Source organism: Blautia sp. ZXY-1-B12 (genome assembly GCF_056339915.1).
The window spans coordinates 1-4,515 of record NZ_JBWJVP010000098.1 but is presented as its reverse complement, the minus strand read 5'-3'; the positions used below and the strand labels follow the sequence as shown (position 1 = coordinate 4,515).

2 protein-coding genes and 2 pseudogenes are annotated in these 4,515 nt (G+C 44.0%); all 4 read right to left on the bottom strand.

The window, feature by feature from the left end; all coding sequences use genetic code 11:
* Window positions 1-512 precede the first annotated feature (512 nt).
* Window positions 513-2,600, bottom strand: a pseudogene (locus AC075L_RS06290) (glycogen debranching protein).
* Between the two features lie 288 nt (window positions 2,601-2,888).
* Window positions 2,889-3,581, bottom strand: a complete 693-nt coding sequence (locus tag AC075L_RS06285) for an MgtC/SapB family protein (RefSeq protein ID WP_476387373.1) — start codon at window positions 3,579-3,581, stop codon at window positions 2,889-2,891.
* A gap of 261 nt (window positions 3,582-3,842) precedes the next feature.
* On the bottom strand, window positions 3,843-4,052 hold the full coding sequence (locus AC075L_RS06280) for a hypothetical protein (protein ID WP_476387372.1): 210 nt from the start codon (window positions 4,050-4,052) through the stop codon (window positions 3,843-3,845).
* A gap of 281 nt (window positions 4,053-4,333) precedes the next feature.
* Window positions 4,334-4,515, bottom strand: a pseudogene (locus AC075L_RS06275) (hypothetical protein); the annotation flags it as partial.

Genomic DNA, 4,515 nt, shown 5'->3' with positions numbered 1-4,515 from the left:
TCGTCAATGACTGAAAATTAATACCCAATTGAGAAAAACGCAGCCAAGCAGGAGCTGTGGAGTAAGAGGACAAGGAATTTCGCTTGTAAGTTTACCATAAATATATTATGTTGACTATGTTCGCCTCCGCAGAAAAATTTCGCAAAAGATTTCCGCGGAGACACAATAAAGAAGAAAAAATGCTCAAAATGTAACAGCCCTTTGACGTACTGATTCTTCAATGGAAAAGAAAAATTTAATTCTGATACGAAAAACCTCTCCTGCTTTACAAAAGAGGCTTTCTGTTAAATACTATTTCTGTTTGAGGAATTGTTTTTAAGGAACTATAATATCCTGTAGAGCTGTTTTCTGGTATTCTGAAAAATCTGTGTATTTTTTTGATACTATCGTGCCATTTTTTATTCTTTTTTTTCTGTAATTTCTGGCATATGATTTGTATTATTCATGACGATGCTTCTTTCGTTCGTATTCATTTTTGATAAAATGATGAAAGAAAAAATTTGTGAAAAAAACTATATTTCCGTTCGTGTACCGACAAATACTGCCACAGAACGCGGCTGGAGCCAGTATTCGGTAATGGTTATATCGTCTGCTTCGTCCAATGCAGTATCTACAAAACGTCTCCATTCATAGGCATCCGGAAGCTTTGGAAGCTCAAATCGCTGTTTTTCCCAATATACATTCAACGCTACATATACCAGATCCTCTCCCTGCTCAATCTTTCCGGCATAGCAGACTGCCAGACATTTTGTTTCCTGATTGATGGAGTTATCCCGTGGCTGGTTTGTATGGATGCTTACTGCCGGAAAGCCGGTATCTGAAGGATCCAGGTTATTTCGGATTGCCGGATGCGCCCTCCGAAACTGGATCATTTTTTTAAAAAACTGGTATAGGGTCTGATTCGTATTCAGCCGTTTCCAGTCCAGCCATGAAATCTCGTTGTCCTGACAATATGGATTATTGTTTCCAAAACGGGTATCGCCAAACTCATCTCCTGCAAGAAACATGGGAGTTCCACGACTGCACATCAGTACTGCACAGGCATTTTTTATCATTCTGAAGCGAAGCCTGAGGACTTCCGGATCTTCTGTCTCGCCCTCCACTCCGCAGTTCCAGCTTCGATTGTCATCATTTCCGTCAGTGTTGTTCCAGCCGTTGTCCTCATTATGCTTTTCATTGAAGGAGTAGAGATCCCGAAAGAGAGAATCCATCATGGCAGGTAATGTTTAATGGAGGATGCATATCCTTTGTACTGTCCGGTATACAGATCCGGTGATCCGATGAGCCTGTTTGCTGCTGCTTCGGCAAACCAGTAGTCTCCTTTCAGGAAACTCCTCATGTCATCCCGGTATTTACCATTCCATTCCGCCCAGCGGGAAAAGGCCGGAAAGCTGCCAACCTGATAAAGCCCACCGGCATCCCAGGCTTCTGCGATCAGTTTTACGTTCCGAAGGATCGGATCTTCCGCAAGATTTTTCAGAAGCGGAGGCTGGCTTGCAGGAGAACCGTCTTCATTTTCTCCCAAAATGCTGGCCAGATCAAACCGGAAACCGTCCACATGATATTCGATTGTCCAATACCGCAGGCACTCAAGGATCATCTGCTGCACTACCGGATGATTACAGTTCAGTGTGTTTCCGCATCCACTGAAATTATAATACCAGCCCTCCGGAGTCAGCATATAATAGATGCGGTTATCGAATCCTTTAAATGAGAAAAAGGGACCATTTTCGTTTCCTTCTGCCGTATGATTAAAAACAACATCCAGGATCACTTCGATACCGTTGCTATTCAGATCTTTGATCAGGTCTTTCAGCTCATCCCCTTCCCGGTTGGAATTTCTTTTTGGCTGTATAACTGGTGTTCGGGGAAAAAAAGCTTACCGGATTATATCCCCAGTAGTCCAGAAGAGTCCGGCCGTTAACCTCTCTTTTTCCCATAGTCTCATCGAACTCAAATACAGGCATTAATTCCACAGCGGTAATCCCCAGATCCTTGAGATAGGGAATTTTTCCGGATTCCCTCAAAGGTGCCGGGATGAGCGACATTGGAGGAAGGATTTTCGGGTAAATCCGCGGACATGAAGCTCGTATATGATCAGAATCCTCAATCGGTCTGACCGGATCCACATGATCGCCCCAGTCAAAATCATTGACAACCACTCTTGCCCGGTACTCATGGTCCTGATTAGGCTGTTCGCCCCATAAACACTCCTGACCGGTGACTGCTTTTGCATAGGGATCCAGAAGGGGTTCTGACCTGTCAAAAATAAGACCTTTTTTGGGCTCATATGGACCATCTACCCGATAGGCATATTCGAAATCAAAGATATCCAGTCCAAAAACAAACATGGAATACACTCCACCGATCCGGTAATGTTTTGGAAAAGGAAGAACCGCAAATGGTTCTTTTTCTCCTCTGTGATACAGAAGAAGATCCACATTTGTTGCTTCCATAGAGCAGATGGTAAAATTTACACCTTCCCTGAGGGCGGTTGCCCCATTGATCCCGTAGAAACCGGGACGGACTTCATATCCGTTGATCCTGTCCAGAGGTATTAGGTGCTTATGTTCTGCTGCAGCAATCCTTTTATCATCCATAGTTATCCATCCTTTCCTGCATTTTTTGTATCATAGCATAATTTTTTCCCCTTCTCAACAAACAAAATCCGCAGCCCCAACCCCCATAGGTCAGAGCCGCGGAAACACGAAGGAGAAAATCCGCGGAGCTGTAGCTGGCAGCTCCGTATGTTAGCATTACCAAAAAGATCTTCAAGATGGCGCAAGAAAAATCTCTTTGGTAAGGAAAATATAGCAGAAATTTTAAGATGGAGTTTCTGATACGAAAAAAGCCTTATCTGAGGAAGAAGCATTGGGCGCAGATTAACATTAATATATGTATTTTACGTACCTTACGCCTTCCACATGCTCAAGTATTTTCAGGACATGATCCCTGCTTTCATTTTGGGTATTTCTGAAAGTGATCAATGCCTTCTGGAATCCTTTTCCTTTGGTTCCATGTTGCACCTCCTCGATTTTCAGGCCGTTTCTTTCAGCCTGCTGTGCGATATCAGAAACAGAAAGCGCATCGTCATACTCCAAATAAATTTCCAAATAAATATCATCTACCAGAAATCGATACTCCAGTCTTTTTAGTCGCGCCATGATAAGATAAACGACCAGCGTAGCAATCAAACCTGCACTGTAGAATCCAATGCCCAAGGCAAGACCAATGCAGGCCGAAACCCACAATCCTGCTGCGGTTGTCAAGCCTCTTACTTTCGTTTTTCCGGAGGTGATAATACTTCCGGCACCCAGGAAACCAATACCGCTGATCACCTGGGCTCCAAGCCGGGAAGGATCTCCGGTTTTGAAAGTGTCGTACATATACTGTCCCGTTGCCATGACAATAGCTGCACCCATACATACCAACATATATGTTCTCATTCCTGCGGACTGGTGAGCCCGTCTTCTCTCAATTCCTATAACTCCTCCGCAGATAATGGCAAGAAGTATCCTGACTATTACAGATAATATATTTAATTTTTTCAGATAATCAACAATTGCAGGTATATGACTCAAATTTCTATTCTCCTTTTGTGCTGTTTATTACCACGGTAACTGGTGATGTCTCTTTTGTTTTTCTTGTAAACGATGTATTCCGACAGAGTTTTGGTTTTCTGCAAATATAAGAGAACTGTCTTTTCATATTATAATACAAAAAAACTTTCACCTGCAAGCTCAAAAGAAAAGTATCAGCTGCATATGGAGTTTCCCTGCCATTTTTCCGCTTGAAAAAAAGATGTCTCAAAAATTAATTTCTGAAACATCTTACTACCTTATTTACCAGACATTCTCATTGACAAACTCCTCGCAAAGCTCCGGTGTCATGGCAAAACCATAATACAGTATCCGCGGCTCTGTCGTCTCCACTACCCGGTTGGATCGCGGTTTTCTGTGTATCAGCCAGCTGTGTTGTCTCCACATTCCATCCGCGGAGAGCGCATACCCGGTACAGATCACAGCCTTGTCTTTGTTTACTAACCATAGCATTGCCGAATTACTGTGACAGTGGCAATCCTCTCCCCGCATCCTTTCTGCATTGTATCCAAGCCAAAACTGCCCCTGACTACTCCTCGCCGCAAGCAGCGAGGGTTCTTATGGTAGCATTCTGGCTCTCCCCGTACACCGCAGGGGCTTTGGAGGAGAGTTCTCTGCCAGAGCATCGTCACTTCGCGCCCAAAACCATCCGGGGGACGGCTGTATTAGCGGACGCATTCCATGTTTCTTTCAACATGCGGAAGGCATAGTCAGTCCTCCCTCGCAGTCTATAGTCAGGCGGCTTTGATCCCGCTGTTCATGACCCTGATATGGTTCTCAATGATATACTGCTCCAGTGCCAGGTACATCCGGTACATGGTCTCAAAATAAGTCTTACATTTATAGCTGCTGATCTTGTCCAGGCTGTGCCCGATACAGAACAAAAGAAAAGAGGAATACCAGTCCCTCTGCACCC

What these genes read in the sequence shown, in the direction of transcription:
- AC075L_RS06280 (WP_476387372.1), bottom strand. Translation starts at nt 4,052, where the DNA reads ATGCTATGGTTAGTAAACAAAGACAAGGCTGTGATCTGTACCGGGTAT.